Origin of the sequence: uncultured Streptococcus sp., assembly GCF_963525625.1 — a bacterium.
Lineage (GTDB): Bacteria > Bacillota > Bacilli > Lactobacillales > Streptococcaceae > Streptococcus.
This window is the reverse complement of sequence record NZ_CAURLD010000012.1, coordinates 38,906-57,906: the sequence shown is the minus strand read 5'-3', so window position 1 is coordinate 57,906 and position 19,001 is coordinate 38,906. Positions and strand designations below refer to the sequence as shown.

General features: G+C 40.8%; 22 protein-coding genes and 3 pseudogenes. 17 read left to right on the top strand and 8 right to left on the bottom strand.

Annotation, left to right across the window (positions count from 1 at the left end):
- Positions 1-211 precede the first annotated feature (211 nt).
- Complete coding sequence (locus tag RYK49_RS07935) at positions 212-1,108, bottom strand: Abi family protein (protein WP_223337736.1); 897 nt, start codon at positions 1,106-1,108, stop codon at positions 212-214.
- A gap of 283 nt (positions 1,109-1,391) precedes the next feature.
- A complete protein-coding gene (locus RYK49_RS07930) occupies positions 1,392-1,841 on the bottom strand; it encodes a helix-turn-helix domain-containing protein (protein WP_125330786.1) in 450 nt (149 codons plus the stop codon).
- A gap of 153 nt (positions 1,842-1,994) precedes the next feature.
- Between RYK49_RS07930 and RYK49_RS07925 the strand changes: the two genes are divergently transcribed.
- The 15 genes and pseudogenes from RYK49_RS07925 (at position 1,995) to RYK49_RS07855 (ending at position 11,335) form a co-directional block, all read left to right on the top strand.
- Positions 1,995-2,180 carry a hypothetical protein gene (locus tag RYK49_RS07925; RefSeq protein ID WP_314830817.1) on the top strand — a complete coding sequence of 62 codons (186 nt, stop codon included), beginning with the start codon at positions 1,995-1,997 and terminating at the stop codon, positions 2,178-2,180.
- 255 nt (positions 2,181-2,435) lie between these two features.
- A complete protein-coding gene (locus tag RYK49_RS07920; protein ID WP_314830818.1) occupies positions 2,436-2,843 on the top strand; it encodes a DUF1492 domain-containing protein in 408 nt (135 codons plus the stop codon).
- Positions 2,844-3,082: 239 nt separating this feature from the next.
- Positions 3,083-3,343 carry a hypothetical protein gene (locus tag RYK49_RS07915; RefSeq protein WP_314830819.1) on the top strand — a complete coding sequence of 87 codons (261 nt, stop codon included), beginning with the start codon at positions 3,083-3,085 and terminating at the stop codon, positions 3,341-3,343.
- A 23-nt stretch (positions 3,344-3,366) separates the two neighbouring features.
- Entirely contained in the window at positions 3,367-3,501 is a 135-nt protein-coding gene (locus RYK49_RS07910) for a hypothetical protein (RefSeq protein WP_255297061.1), read from the top strand.
- 26 nt (positions 3,502-3,527) lie between these two features.
- Complete coding sequence (locus RYK49_RS07905; RefSeq protein WP_314830820.1) at positions 3,528-3,824, top strand: hypothetical protein; 297 nt, start codon at positions 3,528-3,530, stop codon at positions 3,822-3,824.
- Entirely contained in the window at positions 3,814-4,056 is a 243-nt protein-coding gene (locus tag RYK49_RS07900) for a hypothetical protein (RefSeq protein ID WP_314830821.1), read from the top strand. The genes RYK49_RS07905 and RYK49_RS07900 overlap by 11 nt, the downstream gene beginning before the upstream one ends.
- A gap of 10 nt (positions 4,057-4,066) precedes the next feature.
- Positions 4,067-4,285 carry a hypothetical protein gene (locus RYK49_RS07895; RefSeq protein ID WP_314830822.1) on the top strand — a complete coding sequence of 73 codons (219 nt, stop codon included), beginning with the start codon at positions 4,067-4,069 and terminating at the stop codon, positions 4,283-4,285.
- 1 nt (position 4,286) lies between these two features.
- Positions 4,287-4,577 (top strand): hypothetical protein, encoded by a 291-nt coding sequence (locus RYK49_RS07890; protein ID WP_314830823.1) that lies wholly within the window; start codon positions 4,287-4,289, stop codon positions 4,575-4,577.
- Positions 4,574-5,089: a hypothetical protein gene (locus RYK49_RS07885; RefSeq protein ID WP_314830824.1), complete on the top strand. Its 516-nt coding sequence runs from the start codon at positions 4,574-4,576 to the stop codon at positions 5,087-5,089. The genes RYK49_RS07890 and RYK49_RS07885 overlap by 4 nt, the downstream gene beginning before the upstream one ends.
- Positions 5,086-6,729, top strand: a complete 1,644-nt coding sequence (locus tag RYK49_RS07880; RefSeq protein ID WP_314830825.1) for a phage/plasmid primase, P4 family — start codon at positions 5,086-5,088, stop codon at positions 6,727-6,729. The genes RYK49_RS07885 and RYK49_RS07880 overlap by 4 nt, the downstream gene beginning before the upstream one ends.
- A gap of 658 nt (positions 6,730-7,387) precedes the next feature.
- Positions 7,388-7,933, top strand: a complete 546-nt coding sequence (locus RYK49_RS07875) for a hypothetical protein (RefSeq protein WP_314830826.1) — start codon at positions 7,388-7,390, stop codon at positions 7,931-7,933.
- Positions 7,934-7,945: 12 nt separating this feature from the next.
- Positions 7,946-8,275: a hypothetical protein gene (locus RYK49_RS07870; RefSeq protein ID WP_314830827.1), complete on the top strand. Its 330-nt coding sequence runs from the start codon at positions 7,946-7,948 to the stop codon at positions 8,273-8,275.
- Between the two features lie 125 nt (positions 8,276-8,400).
- Positions 8,401-9,664: pseudogene (locus tag RYK49_RS07865) on the top strand (hypothetical protein).
- 919 nt (positions 9,665-10,583) lie between these two features.
- Positions 10,584-10,775 (top strand): hypothetical protein, encoded by a 192-nt coding sequence (locus RYK49_RS07860; RefSeq protein WP_314830828.1) that lies wholly within the window; start codon positions 10,584-10,586, stop codon positions 10,773-10,775.
- Positions 10,776-10,990: 215 nt separating this feature from the next.
- A complete protein-coding gene (locus RYK49_RS07855) occupies positions 10,991-11,335 on the top strand; it encodes a hypothetical protein (protein ID WP_314830829.1) in 345 nt (114 codons plus the stop codon).
- 462 nt (positions 11,336-11,797) lie between these two features.
- On the opposite strand, the gene RYK49_RS07850 is transcribed toward RYK49_RS07855, so the two are convergent.
- The 6 genes and pseudogenes from RYK49_RS07850 to RYK49_RS07835 all read right to left on the bottom strand — a co-directional run bounded on the left by RYK49_RS07850 (position 11,798) and on the right by RYK49_RS07835 (position 16,861).
- Entirely contained in the window at positions 11,798-12,247 is a 450-nt protein-coding gene (locus tag RYK49_RS07850; protein WP_314830830.1) for an 8-oxo-dGTP diphosphatase, read from the bottom strand.
- Between the two features lie 265 nt (positions 12,248-12,512).
- Complete coding sequence (locus RYK49_RS07845) at positions 12,513-13,202, bottom strand: gamma-glutamyl-gamma-aminobutyrate hydrolase family protein (RefSeq protein WP_002893948.1); 690 nt, start codon at positions 13,200-13,202, stop codon at positions 12,513-12,515.
- Between the two features lie 181 nt (positions 13,203-13,383).
- Positions 13,384-14,172, bottom strand: a complete 789-nt coding sequence (locus RYK49_RS11370) for an ABC transporter ATP-binding protein (RefSeq protein WP_399555401.1) — start codon at positions 14,170-14,172, stop codon at positions 13,384-13,386.
- Positions 14,173-14,307: 135 nt separating this feature from the next.
- Positions 14,308-15,039, bottom strand: a pseudogene (locus RYK49_RS11365) (ABC transporter ATP-binding protein); the annotation flags it as partial.
- Positions 15,015-15,153: pseudogene (locus RYK49_RS11360) on the bottom strand (ABC transporter ATP-binding protein); the annotation flags it as partial. The pseudogenes RYK49_RS11365 and RYK49_RS11360, both read right to left, overlap by 25 nt.
- A 1-nt stretch (position 15,154) precedes the next feature.
- Positions 15,155-16,861 carry an ABC transporter ATP-binding protein gene (locus RYK49_RS07835; protein ID WP_314831313.1) on the bottom strand — a complete coding sequence of 569 codons (1,707 nt, stop codon included), beginning with the start codon at positions 16,859-16,861 and terminating at the stop codon, positions 15,155-15,157.
- Between the two features lie 160 nt (positions 16,862-17,021).
- Here RYK49_RS07835 and RYK49_RS07830 point away from each other — a divergent pair, with 160 nt between their 5' ends.
- Both RYK49_RS07830 and galU read left to right on the top strand, forming a co-directional pair.
- Entirely contained in the window at positions 17,022-18,044 is a 1,023-nt protein-coding gene (locus RYK49_RS07830) for an NAD(P)H-dependent glycerol-3-phosphate dehydrogenase (protein WP_314831314.1), read from the top strand.
- A 15-nt stretch (positions 18,045-18,059) separates the two neighbouring features.
- Positions 18,060-18,965 (top strand): UTP--glucose-1-phosphate uridylyltransferase GalU, encoded by a 906-nt coding sequence (galU, locus tag RYK49_RS07825; RefSeq protein ID WP_314831315.1) that lies wholly within the window; start codon positions 18,060-18,062, stop codon positions 18,963-18,965.
- Positions 18,966-19,001: the final 36 nt, after the last annotated feature.

Genomic DNA, 19,001 nt, shown 5'->3' with positions numbered 1-19,001 from the left:
AGAATGCCCTAGAATTCGTTTTGATAGGTTAGTCGATGAAATCTATCTGGAAAATAAAGACAAGGCTTAAATAAGCGTATATAAGCTTTGAAAAAAGCGTACCATCTCGCAAGATGATACGCTCATTTCGTTTTAACCCTTATTTGTATCGATATACAAACCTAGAGCAGTGTAACCTTGGTAGGTTTCTTTTACAATTGTTCATATCATATCACGTTTTAGACTGTTTTACAAGAATTTTGCAAAGGATTTGATAAATTTTTTTCAGATCCTCGTTTTCTTCGTAGTATTTCATATATCTCTTTGAACGCTTAGCAAGTTCTATAGCCTCTAGTCGTCTATGTCGCTTTAATTTATCGCCGCAATACTCTCGATGAAGGATAATAAGAGAAAAAATGTCATGTAATTTTCTATATCTTAAATCTGATCTGTCCAATCCAAATGATTCACCAAGCGAGAGGATAACAGCTGATGGTTGTTTAAGCTTCTGATTAAGCATATCAACAAGTAAAACATTACTATGAGCGCAAGCGTTCCTAATATGACGAGCATATGAACTGAACTGCTTAGCCTTTTTTAATCGTTTGTTGCTAGGGTATTTCTTGCAATACATTTCGATAAAATAACATATGTTCCCAAAATCCATTACCTCAACAAGTACCCAAATAGGTATATCTTGATGATGCTTCAAATAAATGTTTTTCAGATAAGCATTTTTAGATAAGGCGTTTATAGTGTTGTTATAACCTTGAGGATTATATACAGCATAATCTTTCACAATATCATAGCCATCAATACGAGGGTTTTTTGTCACAATGTCCATAATAGCTGTTTTTATACTGTGTTCGATATCAAGGCATATTCCAAGAAGTAAATATCTCAATCTCATATCAATCACAGCAATATCAGCAAGTGTTGAAAACTCAATATTATATTTACCATCAATTTTAGGAAATAGTTTCCGATAGCTAGATACTTTATAGTAATAATTCTTTTCTTGAAGAAATTCAATTGCTTGCTCTGTATCCCATTCATTAAATCCTATCCCAATATCTGACATTTTAGATAGTAACTGGGGATAAGTTAAAAGTTCTTTTCTTTTAGTCATTTATTTCCTTTCATGAGTCTTTAAAAAATCAGAGAAGCTTTTTGAGGGCTTTTGGAGAATATTTGAGTAATATCGCTATTAACTACATTACAGTATTTACTCTCTTTTTAGACAAGATATTTAAAGAATGGTCAAACCCAAAAAAGACACCTCCTTGGAGATGCCTTCCGCAGTCAGGGCCCGTAGGTTTTCCTGATAGCTATTTCTTAAGTACCCCCATTCTATGATATTGTTTACCTTTTGTCAACGATTTTACTTGACTAAGAACTTTGATTGAGCTGAACTATTTTTCGCTATGTAGCAAGGAAACCGCATCACCTTCGGCAAATTTTTTGGCAATTTCTCTAAGTAAATCCCGCCGTTCATCATCGCAAAAAGAATAATTTATTATTAATTCAACTAAAAGTGGATCAAGTTTTTTTCTTAATTCTTCATAGGTCCAAAAATCTAGATCAGTTTTTACCAGTTGCATATAATCGAATTCTTTCCAAGAGGAAAACTCTCTAGGTGTAGGTATGCTATTCTCAAAAGGAGTTTCTGATTGTTCGCTATACCCTAACAAATAACCAACTGACACTTCAAAGAAATCTGCAAGTTGAAAGGCCTTCTCTGGTTTAATATTGCTTTCTCCATTTTCCCAGCGTTGAATAGTTCGATATGGAATTTTAGTTTCAGTTGCCAATTCTTGCTGCGTTAAATTTTTGGATTTTCGTAATTCTTTCAGTTTGTTCATCTTATTACCTCGAATAAATTATATCATCACGCACCACAATATGGCAAGTTTTTTTAAAAAAATGATATTTATCTATTGACACACGTCATAATATGGTGTATTATTGAATCATAAAACGCCAGAAGTGGCGTGTGGAAAGGAGAGTCAAATCTATTGCTTATTACCTCAACACAAGCAAAGGCTATTCGCCGAAAGCAAGCTGATAAGAAACTGACTTCGAAGCAAGCAGGCGAAGAAATTGGCGTGACGCAAGTAACCTATCGGAAAATCCGAGACGGGGGCGTTGTCAAGCCAAGCGTCTACCAAAAAGCCATGGAATGGCTAGCAGAAGATTATTAGAAAGGAGATTACATCACTAATACAATTAGGCTGAATAGGTCTAGAAGCAACAAAAAAAGGCTTAATGCAGGAACCAACTGACAAGCCTTTCACTCTAAGATATTCAAACACTTACTAGCAGGCAAGCCGTAAGGGTTTTAAGAATACTTTTTATACTTAGATTATACCAAAAAGGGATATCAAATGCAACCGCTCAGAGAGGCGACTCTATAAACTGCCGATAAAGACTAAGAGAAAGAGATAAGGATAATAAACATGACTAAAACACCATTTACACAAGGAGACCTAGCCCAGCTTTGGCAAGACGAAGGTCAGATCACTATGGACATTCTTAGAAAGCGACTGCCAGACTGGACAGATAGACAGATAAAAGTTCGCTTGAACAACTGGAAAGCTCGTAAAGCTATAGCTTTCACCATGAAGAACAAGGAAATCGTCAGCTTTGAGCTTTTGAGAAACAAGAAGCAGGAAGAAGAACAGACATCAGGCGGCCGTAAGCTAAAGTTAGAAGATTATTACAAGCAGGTGATGGCTACTCGCGAGATTATCGAAAAGAAAACCGCTAGTGACACCAACCGCCTCAAAGCTATCCAGCTACAGCAGCAAGCACTGAACGAAATTCCTGATCATATCTATAAAGAGCTCGCAGAAATTTTGGGATGAGGGCAAAGCAAATGATTCAAGAAATTGACATGACGCCAGGGCAAGCAATCATCTTTGTCTCACTACTGCTATTCCTAATCTGGAAGCTATGGCATCTAAACAGCTCTCAGAGCTCACTAGAGCGCCTTAGAGTGACAGAAAGCTCTCAGACGGAAGAAAGCACCGCCAACAAACTAACCCCCGAATATGGGGCATATATCCAACTTGCAGGACGCAAGTACAACTAAAGGAGAAAAAACATGAAACTACAAACATTTTCAGATAAAGCAACAAAACGGACTTTCACTTACTACTTTTTAGATCATGATGCTGCACAAGCAGGTGGCCATGCTCTAATGGGCTACATGATTGGAAACTATGCCCAGCCAGTGATTGAACTGACATACAAAAACAACGGACAGCTTACTGCTGTATATGTCGAGGACAATGACCTAATTGACGTATTTAATCGAATTTGCGACAGCTTCCAGGACTTCCAAATGATAAGCACTAGCGATTAGAAATATCTAGGAGAGGGAAGAATATGGAAATTTCAATCTTTGACCACAACAAACTAAATCGTAATGCTTTTTACGTTAAAGAGCTAGATGTGCTTTTTGTAGCAGATACAGTAAACGAAGAAGAAAAGCAAACCCTTATCCGACAACTCGGAAAATAAGCACTAAGGAAGCGAGGAACAAGAAAATGGCCAAAAAAACAGAACAAACTAAAACTGTACAACTTACTGTCGAAGAGCTGCAGAACTTAGGCTGCCGACTGTCTAATATCCTAAAGACAATTAAAATGGATCAAGTGGCTCAAGCTGGGGTGTCTCTTGCAAAAGACCGAGATTTATTCACCTTTACACACCTAGCAACTAACTATCTAAGCTCTTCCTATGAGGTATTTGAAACGATTATAGCCGAGCTTGATGATATAGCTAGTCAGCTTTTGGAGTGCGACGATGCTGAGGAGCTGGAGGCTTTCAAAAATGGCCGATAAATTTGAACCAAGCAATAATATTGTCAATTTCTCTGAGTATATGCAGGAGTTGGAAGACCAGGAGATAAGTCTAACAAACTTTCAGAATGATGGATCATTCAATAGCATGGTTTGTGAGTTCGCTATTGGAATAAGTAACCATATAGGCAGAATAATTGGGATTTTGGAAGAACAACAGAAAACCATTCGCAGCATGGCCAAGGAAATTGAAAATCTAAAAAGAAAAAAGTGAGGCACGAACATTGATTAAGTCTAAAGATATTAAAGCAATAAAAGAAAGCCTTAAAGCTATTGAAACTTGCCAGAACGAGCCAACAAGAGCAGACCAGCAACTCATGGCAAATATATTGTGCCAAACACTGGATCTATTGGAGCAGCAAGATAAAAAAATATTGCTTATGAACAAAACTCTAGGGAAAATTGCCGGCAAGGTCATGGCAAATCAGAGGAGGTGGCCTTGATATGGCACTATTCAGCGCAGAAACTGAAAAGGAATTAAAGACAGAGGCTCTATCTCTGGTTGCTGGCTTCTTGGAATCCTATGCACGTCCAAAGGCTAAACACCTGGGCTTAATGTCTGCTGTGGAAGTCCGAAACGAATTAGGAATTAAGGCTAACACTTTGAAACGTTGGGAATCGGAGGGGGGTCTGAGGCGCTACCAGCCGCCTCTCGAAGATACTCGTAAGGTATTTTACAAAATAAAAGATATTTTGATTTTCCTGGGAGTGGATGATAACGGAGGAAGAGCATGAATACAATTATGGAATTAACTTTTACTCCTCAGACTATGAAACTGTTTAGCTTCTTGAAAGAAAACCCTACTACTGTCTATAAAAAAGGGAATCACTATAAATTCCTCTATTTTGAGCCACTGGATGTTTATATTTCAGAATTCACTTATAAAGGCATCAAATTTAGAAAGCTAGAAAGCAATAATCTGAAACTGGCCGGATGGCAGTTAGTAAGAGATATGCCAATATCTCTAGCCAAGCCAGAACTAATAACCGTCTTAAAAGACCTTGAAAAAGTCAGAATCAAAGAAAACCGGCAGGGAACCGGGATAAAACTGACTGGCTGGATACTAGAAACTTTGACGCTAGGCCTTTACACCAAGCAAGAAACAGCCTTATTCGTCCGCTTACTATATGTCAACGGTTATAGTTGTGAAGATATAGCAGGGTTATTCTCCGCTATTGTGAAGCGCCCAGCCCTTGCCAGATATTTTATTAAAGAATTAAGCAATTTAGAAAGGGGTGTAACTTGACAGAAAAAGAAATCATACAGTCGATTATCGAGGATGACAGAGGGATAGAGCAGCGTAAATCAACGGAAATGGACAACCAGGAACGAGGGCAGCCCCAAGAATTACAAGAAGACTGTTATTTTAAGACTTTCAAGGGTGTTAGGAAGCTTTTAAAAGATGATCTCCAAAGTTTGTATGAACAGACTTATCAGAAAGCCTTGGCAACAGCCCCAGAAACTGCAGAAGAAACTGCAGAAGAAAAGGCTAGGAAAGCCGCCGCAAGGAAAATGCCTCGGAGCGCATTACAAATTGCTGAATTTCTACGCCAGCGGCTGCACTTTGTCAGATTAAAGAATGACATGGAGGGGCAACGGGAACCGTTGTATTATTACAATCCTGATAGGGGCTTCTACGAGACAAACGAGGAATTTATAAAAGATTTGATTTTCGTTGTCAATCCAGAGCTGACGGAACGCAAAGCCCTTGATGTTATCTATAAGCTATCCAGAGCAGCTATCAGCAGAAAAGCTGATAATCGTTATACTGCATTGGGAAATCTGCTTTACAATGCTAAAACCGGCGAAACAGAGCCATTTAGCCCTCAAAAGCTTGTAATTAGGAAGATTGACTGTAATTATATTGCAGATGCAAAAGAACCTAATATAAAAGGCTGGAAAGTAACTGAATGGCTGAAAAATCTGTTCGGAGGAGACGATGAACTGTATAGGATGGCACTGCAGATCATCAAAGCCAGCGTTACAGGCGAGAGCTTGAAAAATGTTTTTTGGCTACTAGGCAAAGGGGGAACTGGTAAAGGAACCTTTCAAGAGCTGATAAAAAATCTTGTAGGCGCTCAAAATGTGGCAAACCTAAAAATAAACGAGGTGAATAAAAGCCGGTTTGAGACCTCTGTACTGGTAGGCAAGACAGTTGTAATAGGTGATGATGTCCAAGTTCGAGTGAAAATCAAAGATGTATCGACATTCTTTAGTTTAACCACTGGAGATCCTATCAAAATTGAAGAAAAAGGGAAAACACCCTACTCTGTCAATTTAAAAATGACCATCATCCAGTCATCCAATGGTCTGCCTATCATAAACGGTGATTCTGATGCTATTGGTCGACGATTCCGAATTTTGCCATTTAAAGGCGGTTTTGCTGGAAAGTTAAACCCAGCCATCAAAGATGACTATATCTGCCGTAGAGAGGTACTAGAGTATTTACTTTGCCTAGCTTTAAACACTAAGACAGATTTAAAGTTAAATCCTCAAGCGTCTCAAAAAGCAGTTTACGACTTTCAAGAAGAGGTGAATGAGGTGGTATCCTTTACTCGCAATTTCTTTAAGAAAAGCTTAGTATCTTCCTTTCTCCCTAACTCCTTTGTCTGGTGGGTTTGGCTGAGCTTTAAAGAGTATTATCAGATAGAAAATGATCTGACTCCCAATGCTTTGCATAGAGAGATTAAAAACAATCTTCCAGATGGTTTTAAACCTAGCAAAGCCAACATTCCAGCTGGTCAAATGTTGCCAAGAGGATTTTCACCTAAGGAAGACCTCCCTCACTATGCAGCTAAAAACTACAGCACAGATAGAATGCAAGGCAAGGGAATAGAAAAGAGAGGGCAAGAAAAGGGTTATTTGAAAAAACAGGGAATTGGATGACGGATGATGCCGGCAAGATGTCGGATAGGTGAAAAGCAAAAATCCTTTATTATCATATATTGAGTACCCTTTTGATGATTGATGACGGATATTTTTAAGAAAAATAGAAAAAATAAAAAAGAAAGGAATAAAAAAAGAAAATAAAAAAGAAATTAAAAAAAACCGTATCACCGTCATCATCCGTCATCAACCCTTGGTAATACTGGATTTTCAAAAATGAAAACCGGCATCAAAACCGGCATCAATTTAGAGAAAAACCATCATCAATTAGAAAAAAACTTAAAACTACATCATATATTAGCAATTTTCTAGCTCAGAGGAATTAGAAATACAGTAAGCAGCTCATGGTCTAGGATTTTCATAAACTAGCATGGCACGGTTGGAAATACATTGAATTTTAGCAATAAAAATCTATTGTATTTAACATATTGAGGATTTGTAAATTCATTTTTAGAAAAACAGGTCAATGCCTTGATAAGACTAAGGTTAAGCGAGGCTAGTTGAATCTAACAGAATGTAAGATATGTTAAATTCAAGCAGGAGAAAAGGAGGTGATAATGTTAGAAAAACCTCGGATAAGAAATGAGACAAAACTATAAAATGATTGAAGAATAGAACTAATGAAGTAGATTGCTAGCAAAGCAAAGGAGATAAAGAAATGACTGAAACACTAAATCAAATCAAAGCTGAATTGACAGCGATTGTTACAAACAAAAACCAAGAATGTGATAGATTGCGCCAGCAAATAGCGTCGCTATCTAAAGACATAAAGGAAAAGGAAGCAGAGAAGAAAGAAGCAGAAAGCAAAACTGACTATAAAATCTTGTCTGAAAAAGTAGGGGAACTGTGGAACTTAGAGCAGACTCAGAAGCTTCTGAATGATAAACTCAAGAAATTGGAGTCTACTCAGGGAATCACATCCGAAGAATGCAAAGAATATCAGGATAGGATTCATGCCGCAGCGAGAGAAGAGAGTGAGAAGCTGATTGAAAAGGCTAAACCGCTGTACAATTCATTACATGAACTATCAGCAAAATCAGGAGAAATTTATAATCAGTTTGATGAACTGACAAGACTCCTGACCTATGACGTTATGAACACTCCATCTATCCCCTCCCTGCCTCTTGATAGCTATCGCGGCAGATCCATTGCAGGGATAAAAGATGTACTTGATTTCGTTCAATTTGAAGAACTGAAGAAATAAGGAGGCAGCAATATGACAGAAACAGAACAGAACAATCCTTATTCTTGGTATGAAAAGATGGTTGAGGGAGCAACCCAGGAACAAGAAGAGCGACGCAAGAAAGCAGAGGAAGGCTTAGAAGCGATAAGACGAAAGTCTCAAGCTCAATATGATTCAACACAAGAACTCTGGATGAAATCACTGAACAAGATGAAAGAGGAGCGAGAAGCTGCAGGCTATCAAGCAGCAGAACTTGAAGCAAAACAACAGCTAGAAGCTTCTAAAAAAGCTCACGGTGTAAAGACAGATGATGAAAAGGCGCTGGATGATGCAATAAGAAAAATGATAAAAGAACTAAAATAATTATTTTTAAAATTTTCTTTTTAAAATCTGGTATGGGGGGTATCCCCCTCCCCTTTGGAGTTTGAGAGCTTCACGCCGTCACTGTACAAATTTTCTCGCGCGAAATGAAAGGATATGAAAACAAAATGGATTTAAAAGGGATACCTTATCTAAGAAATAAGCTGGCAAATGTCAGGGATAGGGTTGACATGAGATATAAGCAGTATGCGATGCAATATCGTGAGAGAATGATTAGCATCACGATACCAGCTAATATTCGTGAACAGTATAGAGCAGTTCTTGGTTGGGCAGCTAAGGGTGTGGATAGCCTTGCAGATCGTCTGGTATTCCGTGAATTTGAAAACGATGATTTCCAGGTTAATGAGATTTTTCAGGCAAACAATCCTGATGTCTTTTTTGACTCAGTTATCTTATCAGCCTTAATTGGCTCTTGTGCTTTCGTCTATATCTCTAAAGGTGAAGATGATACACCTAGACTACAAGTAATCGAGGCCAGCAATGCTACTGGTGTGATAGATCCTATCACTGGCTTACTAACGGAAGGATATGCAGTATTAAAAAGGGATGAATATGGGGTGCCCGTTTTAGAGGCTTTTCACACCGACAGAAACCTGGTATTTATTGAAACAAGGAAAAGATTTTATGATTCCAAATCCTGCAGGTACTCCGTTACTAGTTCCAATTATTCATAGACCAGACGCTGTGCGTCCTTTTGGACGGTCAAGAATAACAAGGGCTTGTATGTCATATCAGAGGTATGCCAAACGGACACTTGAGCGAGCCGATGTGACAGCTGAGTTCTACTCATTTCCTCAAAAGTATGTCTTGGGATTGAGTCAAGACGCTGAGCCGATGGATACTTGGAAAGCAACTGTTTCTAGCATGCTGCAGTTCACCAAGGATGACGACGGGGAGAAGCCTACAGTTGGTCAGTTCACTACATCGAACATGTCACCGTTTACCGAACAGCTTCGCTTAGCAGCAGCCGGTTTTGCTGGTGAAATGGGGCTGACACTAGATGACCTTGGCTTTGTATCAGACAATCCATCCTCGGCAGAAGCTATCAGGGCAAGTCATGAGAATCTGCGACTTGCTGGACGCAAGGCACAACGCTCTCTTGGATCTGGTTTGCTGAATGTGGCGTATGTAGCAGCTTGCTTGCGTGATGAATGGAAATACTTGCGCAGTCAGTTTGTCAATACAATCGCAAAATGGGAACCTCTCTTTGAGGCAGACGCTAACACCTTGACCATGATTGGTGATGGAGCTATCAAGCTCAATCAAGCAATACCAGGATATCTTGATGCTGATATCATCCGAGATTTGACAGGTATCAAGGGTTCTGATAAGCCTGCGAATGCTCAAGAGTCAGGTCAGGGTAAAGGTTAAAGATACTGTCCTATATTTGCTTGATAACTCAGCGCCAGAACAGCCTCTACCTCTTCAGGAAGAATGGCGATCAGATTCTCTCTGAGGCTCTGATAGGCTCTTTAGCAGCTTCTAATTTGTCAGATGGCAAATGTATTGCAATATAGCTAAGAAGTTGTTAGAGGGCTTTTTAGGCAGTGATTATGACAAAGCAATCGTGTACTCATAGTTTATCTAAAATATTCTGAATGATGAATCTAAAAACAAGACCTCTGTTCATAGTTCGATTTTAAATCGATATAAGTTAGACGGTCTTGTAAATCAGCTAGACAGCAGAATCTTGATTTAAGGGTATAGCAGGAACTTATAATTATCCAGATTCCTAATTGAAGTATATAAGAGGCACAGTAATTCCAGGTGTCCTGTTGACTACCATTCAGGAAGTGGGCGCAGGCAGATTGTCTTTTCTAAAAAATGGAGTGCGGAGAAACAAGATGCAGCTGAAGAAAGAAAGTTAATCAACCTGACAGAAAGCAAGGAATCTTATCAGAGCATAAAAAAAGAATTGACTATAGTGCCGACCGTGAAAACGGACAAGGGGCACGAAACCAATCCTCATTATTTAGAGTATACAACATTTTTGCTTGAAAAGAAAGGGAAAAGAGAGGAAATTCTGCTTGTTTGAACTTTGGGGCAGTTAACCTAAGAAAATAATTCTATATCTGATTTAGATATCAAAAACACTCCTATATCTGTGGCGAAATTTCAAGATTTGGAGTATAATGCCATTGAGAAATATGAGCGATTGATTGACAAGGCCTATATTCTGAAAATTGCAGTCTAAGTTCTGGTTAGACAAAGTTAATATTGAAAAAGAATCGCTATAAGTAAGACCGGAGCACATATAATCCCGACATATTATGAAAAAGTGAGGAAAAAAATGAATTTATTACAATATAATAATAAAAAAGTTTTCCTGACGGATGTGGAAGGGAAGGTATGGAGCGGAATGGCTCATTATTGCGATGCCGAAAGTTACGACGAAGATGAAGATATGTTGGATATCAAAGTAGGTAACGAATATATTGAATTTTCAGAGTCTGAAATTTATTCTGTGGAAATTTTGAATTAGCATGCCGGCAGTTGCCGAAATGCTTTTTATATTATCAGAAAGGACGAGAGATGTGAACATATCTATTGTAAAACGAAGTAATCAATTAGTCGACATAGTTCAAAAAAGGAAGTAACCATCATTCCGACCACACAGTGGACAAGGGGAACAAGATTACTTCCTTCATTAACTTAAGTATACAACATTTTTACTTAAAAGGGAAAGGATTAAGATACATGGTTTTTGATGAAATAGAAACAGCACGAAGAGCCTATTATTTTCTAAAGAGTTACAAATCGCTGCATACACTAGCAGGACGAAAAAACGAGCATGGAGCATTCAAGGATAAGGCAGTGGAGTTGGTCGCAGAGATTGAAGCTTACAGAGATAATCTGGACGAGGTAAAGCGTGAGATATTCGCTAATTTGTTTACAAAAAAGCCAAAAGAGACCAAAAAGCTTTGCGATTTATACAAAGTGCTTTGCGTTGATAAAATAGAGTATAGGCGTCTTAAAACTGAAATCTTGCTAGACTTTGCTAAAAGCTATCGGATGGGCGCTTTATTGGTGTATAAGACATGATTTTTATATCCTTGTTACTCTATCTCGAACTACAAAAAGGAACTGACTTAGGCGCCGACCTCAAAGAGGCCATAGGGTGCCAAACCAGCTCCTTCTCTCATTTTAATATACAACATTTTTTGTTAAAAATCAAAGTATGGTATAATGACATCAAGCAACTAAAAAAGCACGTTTGACCGTGCTAGTTTCTTGCCTGCTGAACTCATAATTTTCACGCCCTTTTTTAGGGCTTTTTTTGTTCACCTTTTTGTGGACTAAGAGAGGGCATCAAATACCTTGTATGATATATAATTTCTTCTAAAACCTTATACAATCAAGGGTTAATAGCTTAAAAAGTGCTGTAAGAATAACTAGAAGAATATTCCGCGAATTTTCATGTATTTCTCTTTTCTATTTTTGCTGTCCCTATTATACTAAATTCGCAAAGAACAAGCAAAAAAACCGCCAATTGGGCGGTTCTCCCTAGTATAGATTTCTGATGATCTCTCCATCATCCAGATAGGTAAACTGCTCCGTCAAGTCTGATGTGAAAACTTGATACATTTCTTTAAAGCTCAAGGCCAGCGAGTGGTGATCAAGATCCTCGCGTTTAATCCAGAACACTTCTCCTTCGTCGGACGAGACCAGCTCTCCTTCAAAATGATTGGTTTTGTAAAGAAAAACGACGTAACGTTCATCCTTTTCGGTATAAAACTGCTTGACACCGCATAACCTAGGCTCATAGATGGTCAGACCTGTTTCCTCCTTGATTTCCCGTATTACTGATTTGACAAAGGATTCATGATTTTCAACATGGCCGCCTGGAAAGCAAAGGCCAGTCCAATCATCATTTACTTTATTTTGTAGTAAAATGCGGTCCTCATCATAAACCATACACATATTTGTTAAAATAACTCGCTCCGCTCTTGACATCTCTGCTCCTCCATCTACCGACCGATTCGCTCGGCCTACTTGTGACTCATTATAACATAAAAGACATCAAATTGATGAAAATCTAAATTTTTCAGCCTTTTCAACAAAAAAACCGCCAATTGGGCGGTTCTTATAGGGAGATTATTATGAAAAAGAAAAGTTTTAGGATTTCTAAACAAAGTTAGGAGGTCTTTGTTTATGGTCTTAGTATAGAACACTTATCTTAAATTTTCCTAAAAGTAACTTAAAAAAATAAAATAATTTTTTACAGCTCTTGCAAGAGGTACTGAAACAGCTCCAAATTGCCCTTTTCTTCGTTTATTAAAAACTCCGGATGCCATTGAAGGCCTATGATACGATGATTGTCAACCGATTCAATCGCTTCGATGGTATTGTCTCTTGGATCAAAAGCTGTCGCGCGGAAATTAGGTGCCAAGTCCTTGATACTTTGGCGGTGAACCGAATTAATCTGGCTAGCCTGACCAAACAAACGCTCCACAACGCTATCTTTCTCCGTGCGAATGGAGTGCGAAGTCCCAAATGGCAAGCCCTGCCAGTGATTTTCGATATGCTGATTGAGAGTTCCGCCAAAAGCAACATTTACCAACTGCAGACCGCGGCAGATGGCCATGACTGGCTTGTTTTGGCGCAGGGCTTCTTTCAAGAGTGCCAACTCAAACTCATCGCGAACAATATTGTAGTCGTCACTGTCAATGGTCTTTTCTTCCCCATAAAACTGAGGATGAACATTTTGCCCGCCTGACAAAATCAGCTTGTCAATCGTTTCTACATAATCCTGAACTAAACTTTTATCCCCAACGGGAATCACCATCGGCAGGCCACCAACCATTCGTACGCCGTCCACAAACTTGCGTGAGACAGAGGTGTGAATATTCTTTCCAGCTTCATCTACTGGACAAAGATTGGCTGAAATTCCAACAATTGTTCTACACATACCGTGATTCCCCCTTATTTTGATATAGTATATCTTACCACTCCTCTGCGAAGCCGTCCAATAGATTTTTTTAAAGCTGGTTATAAAAAATCTTTATCAAAGACTCTGCATGTCTATCAAATAAAAAACTCTCGAATGCACTATAAGCACAAACGAGAGTTTAGAAAAATATCTCGGTTTTCTACTCAAACACAAACTGGTTATGATAGAGTTCTGAATAGAAACCGCCGAGTTTGAGGAGCTGGTGATGATCGCCCTGTTCAATGACCTCTCCATCTTTGAGGACAATAATCTGGTCAGCATTGAGGATTGTCTTGAGGCGATGGGCAATGACAAAGCTAGTTCGACCAGCTACAATAGCTTCCATAGCCTGCTGAATCTTGCTCTCTGTTACCGTATCGACATTAGACGTCGCCTCGTCCAAAATCAAGACTTGCGGGTCCGTCAGCAAAGTTCTAGCAATGGAAATCAGCTGTTTCTGCCCAGTTGAGAAAATATTCTGGTCATCATCTACCAGAGTATCATATTTGTCTGGCAGACTTTCGATATAGTCATGGATATGGGTCGCACGCGCAGCCGTTTCTACCATTTCCTGACTGGCATCCGGCACACCGAAGCGGATATTGTCCCGAATCGTACCGCTAAAGAGCACCGAATCCTGCAAGACAATCCCCACATGGCTCCGTAAGCTATCCAGCTCATAGTCCCGAATGTCGCGACCGTCAAACTCAATGCTGCCATTATCCACATCATAAAAGCGATTGAGCAGGTTCATAATGGTCGTCTTACCTGATCCAGTCGGGCCAACAACAGCCGTCATCTTGCCCTTAGGGGCTAAGATAGACACGTCTTTGAGGATAGGCTTACCTTCCACATAAGAAAAGTCCACATGCTTGATCTCCACGGAGTCTGTGAGCTCTGTGAAAGCAGGCGCATTCTCTGGCCGGACTTCCTCCGGCGCATCAAACATCTCCTGAATCCGGTCAGCCCCTGTAAAGGCCAACTGCAAACTGCCCCAGCTGGCTGCAATCTGGATGATAGGCTGATAATACTGCTGGGAAAACTGAGTAAAGGTGGTAATCAGGCCAACTGCAACGGCCGTTTCGACATTGGGATCGCTAAGCAAGACAGCCGAACCAACAAAAATAACAATAGCCGTATTAATCAAATTCATCCCGTTCATGATGGGGAAGAGAAGGCCTGAAAAGGTTCGGCCTTTAAAGGTCGCTGAGCGTACTCGGTCATTCTGCTCAATAAAACCTTTGATGACCTCCTCCTGCATCCCCTGAACGATAACGGCCTTCTGACCGGAAATAGTCTCGTCCATATAAGCATTAAGGCGGCCGACTTCTTTTTGCTGAAGATTGGTGTATTTCCGAGCCAGCCTGACAATGACCACTAGGAGAAGAAAAGCAACCGGTGTGCTGGCTACCGTTATCCAGGCCAATCTAGCATTTTGGACAAACATGATAATCACTAGGCCCAGATAGAGCAAGGCATTGCTCATAACCTGGATCATGCTCTCATTTAGAGCCTGCAGGATATTGTCCAAGTCACTTGTAAAGCGCGACAGAATATCTCCATCCTGATGGCGGTCAAAGAAAGCAACGGTCATCTTGGATAGCTTGCCAAATAAGCCCTTACGCATCTCATTGGTCGAATGGGCAATAACTCGGGTCATCAAAAGCATGTAAATCAAGCTGGAAACAGACAGGCAAACAAAGGACACCAATACACTGCCCATGACGCTGCCAAAAGTCGACAGAATTTGATCAGTCTCACCCTTCTCAGCAAAAGCCCGTCCCAACTCAACCAAATGCTGAACAGCCTGACCGACATAAACCGGAAAAAGGACCTGAAAAACAGTCGCTGTTACCATCATCAAAAGGACAATGACAAAGGATAATTTATAACGCTTAAAATATTGCCAGAAAAATGCAATCGTCCGCATCTTAGTCCTCCTTTCCTTTCTGAGTTTCATAAATTTCGCGGTAGACATCGTTAGTGGCGACCAATTCCGCATGCGTGCCTTGGCCAATTAGCCGTCCTTGATCCAAGACCAGAATCTTATCTGCATGAACAACGGAGCTAATCTTTTGAGCAATGATAATCGTCGTCGTTCCTTGCAGCTCTTTATTCAAGGCTTCTTGAACCAGCTTTTCTGACTTGGCATCCAAGGCTGAGGTCGAATCATCTAAAATCAAAATATTCGGATTGTTGACAACACCTCTGGCAATGGACATCCGCTGCTTCTGACCGCCAGAGAAGTTGCTGCCACGCTCCTCCACTGCACTGTCAAAACTCTCTTCCATACGGCTGATAAATTCACTGGCTTGGGCAATGCGAGCCGCCCGCTCCATCTCAGGCAGTGAAGCGTTGAGCTTGCCCTGACGGAGATTGTCCGCAATAGTCCCGCTAAATAGAATCGCCCGCTGCAGAACGATAGAAACATTTTTTCGAAGAGTTCCCTGACTAAGCTCTCGCAGATCCCGACCGCCAATCTTGACAGAACCTTCCTGCGGGTCAAAAAGACGGGGAATCAGCTGAGCCAAGGTAGATTTACCAGCACCTGTCGCACCGACAACACCAATCATTTGCCCCGGCTCAACCTCAAAGCTGATATCCTTTAGCATTGGCTCATCATCATTGGGATAGGAAAAAGTCACATGCTCAAAGCTGAGGCTGCCTTCTAGTTCTTCATCAGGTGAGTCTGGGAAAGCCATAGCTGGCTCCGTCGCCAATACTTCCTTGATCCGACGGATAGAAATGATCCCCCTCGTCACGCCATTTCCCAAGAAGCCAACCATAATGATGGTGAAAATAATCTGGCTAAGATAACCGATAAAAGAAGCTATAGAGCTAACCAGTCCTGGCTCCGCCTGAATCATGCCAGATAAAGTCCAGATAGCCAAGTAAACAGAGCTGTAGCCGACCAACATCATCATTGGCTCAATGATTGAAAATGCATAGCCAATATAGAGATTCTCTGATAAAAGTTCATCAGACACCTGACTGAACTTATGAAACTGGTCTTCCTCCCGAACGAAGGACTTGACCACTCGCACACCACGAAGATTTTCCTTGGCAATGGCATTGATTTTATCCAAAAGAGTTTGGAATTTCTTAAAACGAGGGCCCATCATCCCCATCATGACAGCCGTTAGGCCAGCTATGAGCACAATCAGCAAGAAAATAATCCACCAGAGAGAGGGCATGGTCACAATGGCCAGGATGACTGAACCGATAAAAAGGATGGGCAGTCGAAGGAGGATCTGAAAGAGCATCATGGTTACGTTTTGAATCTGATTGATGTCATTCGTCATCCGCACGACTAGATTTCCAGCGTTGAATTCCTCGATATTGGCATAAGAAAAGGTCTGAATCTTGCGGAAAGTCTCCTCACGGAGATCTGATGAGACAGCCTGGGCAATGTAAGCCGCCAAGGTCACATTAATCCCTCCTGCCACCAGCCCGACAAAACCGATGCCAATCAGCCAACCGCCCATACTGTAGATGGTCTGGCTATTTTGCTCCTGCAGAGCATTTAAGATGTGTTTTAAAAACCAGGGCAGTAAAAGAGAGCTGGCAATCATCAGCGAGGTCATCAAAAACGAGCTCAGGGCATACCATTTATACCGTAATAGACTTTTAAAAAACATGCTTCCTCCTACTTTTTTCATATTTGACTTAGTTTCCTTACTATATCACAGATAAAAACAATGTCAAGCAAGAAATTTCTTATATTATATGGTAAAATGAGATATAGAACTCTAAAACTGATTTAAATTCAGACTCGGAATTTCATCATAAGGAGAAGATATGGATAAACAACGAGTTGCTGTGATTGGTCCTGGTTCTTGGGGAACGGCCTTATCACAAGTGCTAAATGACAACGGACACGAGGTTCGTATTTGGGGAAATATCGCTGAGCAAATCAACGAAATCAACGACGAACACACCAATAAACGCTATTTCAAAGATATTGTACTGGACGAAAAGATCAAGGCTTATCATGACCTAGAAGAGGCTTTAAAAGATGCGGATGCCGTGCTTTTTGTCGTGCCGACCAAGGTAACCCGTCTGGTAGCCAAACAAGTAGCTCAAGCTCTGAACCACAAGGTAAAAATCATGCACGCCTCCAAGGGACTGGAGCCCAATACCCACGAACGGATTTCAACTATCCTAGAAGAAGAAATCCCTGCAGAGCTACGCAGCGAGATTGTCGTCGTCTCAGGTCCCAGTCATGCTGAGGAAACCATTGTACGCGATATTACCTTAATTACCGCTGCTTCTAAGGATCTGAAAGCAGCTAAGTATGTACAGGAGCTCTTCAGCAATCACTACTTCCGCCTCTATACTAATACCGACGTTATCGGAGTGGAGACTGCCGGCGCTCTGAAAAACATCATCGCAGTCGGAGCTGGTGCTCTCCATGGACTAGGTTATGGTGACAATGCCAAGGCTGCCATCATTACACGCGGTCTGGCTGAAATCACGCGTCTAGGTGTCAAGTTAGGAGCCAATCCTCTGACCTACAGCGGCTTATCTGGTGTCGGCGACTTGATTGTCACAGGGACCTCTGTCCACTCCCGCAACTGGCGGGCCGGCAATGCTCTAGGTCGCGGCGAGAAATTAGCTGATATTGAAGCCAATATGGGCATGGTTATTGAAGGAATTTCTACCACTAAGGCCGCCTATGAACTGGCCCAAGAGCTGGATGTTTATATGCCGATCACACAGGCGATTTACAAGGTTATTTATCAAAATTGTAATATCAAAGATGCCATTTATGAAATCATGAACAATGAATTCAAGGCAGAGAACGAATGGACTTCGTTCTAATAGAAAGGAATAATTATGTCAAAAGTTAAGAAAGCCGTCATCCCTGCAGCTGGCCTAGGAACCCGCTTCCTGCCAGCTACCAAAGCACTGGCCAAAGAAATGTTGCCAATCGTTGACAAGCCAACCATCCAGTTTATCGTTGAGGAAGCTCTCAAATCTGGAATTGAAGATATTCTAGTTGTCACTGGTAAGTCAAAACGCTCAATCGAAGACCACTTTGACTCCAACTTCGAATTGGAATACAATCTCAAAGAAAAAGGCAAGAACGACTTGCTCAAATTGGTCGATGAAACCACTGGTATCGGTCTGCACTTCATCCGTCAGAGCCATCCACGCGGTCTGGGAGATGCTGTCCTTCAGGCTAAGGCTTTCGTAGGAAACGAGCCTTTCGTTGTCATGCTGGGCGATGATCTTATGGACATCACCAATGATAAGGCTGTGCCGCTGACCAAGCAATTGATTGATGACTATGAAGCTACCCATGCTTCTACCATCGCTGTCATGCAGGTCCCTCATGATGAAGTTTCCTCTTATGGTGTGATTGCCCCTCAAGGCGAAGGTGTCAAAGGTCTCTACAGCGTGGAAACCTTCGTCGAAAAGCCAAAACCGGAAGATGCACCGAGTGATTTAGCTATTATCGGCCGCTACCTGCTGACACCGGAAATTTTTGAAATCTTGGAAAAGCAAGCACCAGGTGCTGGAAATGAGATTCAGCTGACCGATGCGATTGATACTCTTAACAAGACGCAGCGCGTGTTCGCTCGCGAATTCAAGGGTGATCGCTATGATGTCGGTGACAAGTTCGGCTTTATGAAGACTTCAATCGACTACGCCCTCAAGCATCCGCAGGTCAAAGACTCCTTGAAGCAGTATATCATTGACTTAGGTCATAAACTAGAGAAAAAACAGAGTAAAAAATAATTGATTCAAATAGCTAGAGAAAAATGAAATTTTAAC